Genomic DNA, 3,156 nt, shown 5'->3' on the forward strand with positions numbered 1-3,156 from the left:
TGTTTGAGAACTACACAGTGGACGCGAGCATCTGTGGCCAAGTTTTTAAGGGCGCACGGTGGATGCCTTGGCACCAGGAACCGATGAAGGACGTGGGAGGCCACGATAGTCCCCGGGGAGCCGTCAACCAGGCTTTGATCCGGGGGTTTCCGAATGGGGAAACCCGGCAGTCGTCATGGGCTGTCACCCGCTGCTGAACACATAGGCAGTGTGGAGGGAACGAGGGGAAGTGAAACATCTCAGTACCCTCAGGAAGAGAAAACAACCGTGATTCCGGGAGTAGTGGCGAGCGAAACCGGATGAGGCCAAACCGTATGCGTGTGATACCCGGCAGGGGTTGCGCATGCGGGGTTGTGGGATCTCTCTTTCGTCGTCTGCCGGCGATGAGACGAGTCAGAAACCGTTGATGTAGGCGAAGGACATGCGAAAGGTCCGGCGTAGAGGGTAAGACCCCCGTAGCTGAAACATTAACGGCTCGTTTGAGAGACACCCAAGTAGCACGGGGCCCGAGAAATCCCGTGTGAATCTGGCGGGACCACCCGCTAAGCCTAAATATTCCCTGGTGACCGATAGCGGATAGTACCGTGAGGGAATGGTGAAAAGTACCGCGGGAGCGGAGTGAAATAGTACCTGAAACCGTGTGCCTACAAGCCGTGGGAGCGTCGGGCATCAAGCTTGCTTGGTGTCTCGTGACTGCGTGCCTTTTGAAGAATGAGCCTGCGAGTTTGCGGTGTGTTGCGAGGTTAACCCGTGTGGGGAAGCCGTAGCGAAAGCGAGTCCGAACAGGGCGATTCAGTAGCGCGCTCAAGACCCGAAGCGGAGTGATCTAGCCATGGGCAGGTTGAAGCGGAGGTAAGACTTCGTGGAGGACCGAACCCACCAGGGTTGAAAACCTGGGGGATGACCTGTGGTTAGGGGTGAAAGGCCAATCAAACTCCGTGATAGCTGGTTCTCCCCGAAATGCATTTAGGTGCAGCGTCGTGTGTTTCTTGCCGGAGGTAGAGCACTGGATAGGCGATGGGCCCTACCGGGTTACTGACCTTAGCCAAACTCCGAATGCCGGTAAGTGAGAGCGCGGCAGTGAGACTGTGGGGGATAAGCTCCATGGTCGAGAGGGAAACAGCCCAGAGCATCGACTAAGGCCCCTAAGCGTACGCTAAGTGGGAAAGGATGTGGAGTCGCAGAGACAACCAGGAGGTTGGCTTAGAAGCAGCCACCCTTGAAAGAGTGCGTAATAGCTCACTGGTCAAGTGATTCCGCGCCGACAATGTAGCGGGGCTCAAGCGTACCGCCGAAGTCGTGTCATTGCAGTACATACCCCCAACGGGGACTGTGATGGGTAGGGGAGCGTCGTGTGCCGGGTGAAGCAGCCGCGGAAGCGAGTTGTGGACGGTTCACGAGTGAGAATGCAGGCATGAGTAGCGATACACACGTGAGAAACGTGTGCGCCGATTGACTAAGGGTTCCTGGGTCAAGCTGATCTGCCCAGGGTAAGTCGGGACCTAAGGCGAGGCCGACAGGCGTAGTCGATGGACAACCGGTTGATATTCCGGTACCCGCTTTGAAACGCCCAATATCGAATCAGACGATGCTAAGGCCGTGAAGCCGCCCCTGATCTCTTCGGAGTGAGGGGGAGTGGTGGAGCCGCCGGCCCAGATCTGTAGTAGGTAAGCGATGGGGTGACGCAGGAAGGTAGTCCAGCCCGGGCGGTGGTTGTCCCGGGGTAAGGGTGTAGCCCGAGAGATAGGCAAATCCGTCTCTCATGCAGGGTGAGACCTGATGCCGAGCCGATTGTGGTGAAGTGGATGATCCTATGCTGTCGAGAAAAGCCTCTAGCGAGTTTCATGGCGGCCCGTACCCTAAACCGACTCAGGTGGTCAGGTAGAGAATACCGAGGCGTTCGGGTGAACTATGGTTAAGGAACTCGGCAAAATGCCCCCGTAACTTCGGGAGAAGGGGGGCCATCACTGGTGATCGGATTTACTCCGTGAGCTGGGGGTGGCCGCAGAGACCAGCGAGAAGCGACTGTTTACTAAAAACACAGGTCCGTGCGAAGCCGTAAGGCGATGTATACGGACTGACGCCTGCCCGGTGCTGGAACGTTAAGGGGACCGGTTAGTCACGATTCGTCGTGGCGAAGCTGAGAACTTAAGCGCCAGTAAACGGCGGTGGTAACTATAACCATCCTAAGGTAGCGAAATTCCTTGTCGGGTAAGTTCCGACCTGCACGAATGGCGTAACGACTTCTCGACTGTCTCAACCATAGGCCCGGTGAAATTGCACTACGAGTAAAGATGCTCGTTTCGCGCAGCAGGACGGAAAGACCCCGGGACCTTTACTACAGTTTGATATTGGTGTTCGGTTCGGCTTGTGTAGGATAGGTGGGAGACTTTGAAGCGGCCACGCCAGTGGTTGTGGAGTCGCCGTTGAAATACCACTCTGGTCGTGCTGGATGTCTAACCTGGGTCCGTGATCCGGATCAGGGACAGTGTCTGATGGGTAGTTTAACTGGGGCGGTTGCCTCCTAAAGAGTAACGGAGGCGCCCAAAGGTTCCCTCAGCCTGGTTGGCAATCAGGTGTTGAGTGTAAGTGCACAAGGGAGCTTGACTGTGAGACCGACGGGTCGAGCAGGGACGAAAGTCGGGACTAGTGATCCGGCGGTGGCTTGTGGAAGCGCCGTCGCTCAACGGATAAAAGGTACCCCGGGGATAACAGGCTGATCTTCCCCAAGAGTCCATATCGACGGGATGGTTTGGCACCTCGATGTCGGCTCGTCGCATCCTGGGGCTGGAGTCGGTCCCAAGGGTTGGGCTGTTCGCCCATTAAAGCGGTACGCGAGCTGGGTTTAGAACGTCGTGAGACAGTTCGGTCCCTATCCGCTGTGCGCGCAGGAGTCTTGAGAAGGGCTGTCCCTAGTACGAGAGGACCGGGACGGACGAACCTCTGGTGTGCCAGTTGTCCTGCCAAGGGCATGGCTGGTTGGCTACGTTCGGAAAGGATAACCGCTGAAAGCATCTAAGCGGGAAGCCTGCTTCGAGATGAGGACTCCCACCTCCTTGAGAGGGTAAGGCTCCCAGTAGACGACTGGGTTGATAGGCCAGATGTGGAAGCCGGGCAACCGGTGAAGCTGACTGGTACTAATAGGCCGAGGGCTTG

Annotated in this window: 1 rRNA gene; it reads left to right on the forward strand. The window is 57.0% G+C overall.

The annotated features are described in order from the left end of the window. Positions 1-35: 35 nt before the first annotated feature. Positions 36-3,156, forward strand: a 23S ribosomal RNA gene (locus tag ACFYWI_RS38275); the annotation flags it as partial.

It is taken from the genome of Streptomyces sp. NPDC002889, assembly GCF_042888425.1.
Lineage (GTDB): Bacteria > Actinomycetota > Actinomycetes > Streptomycetales > Streptomycetaceae > Streptomyces.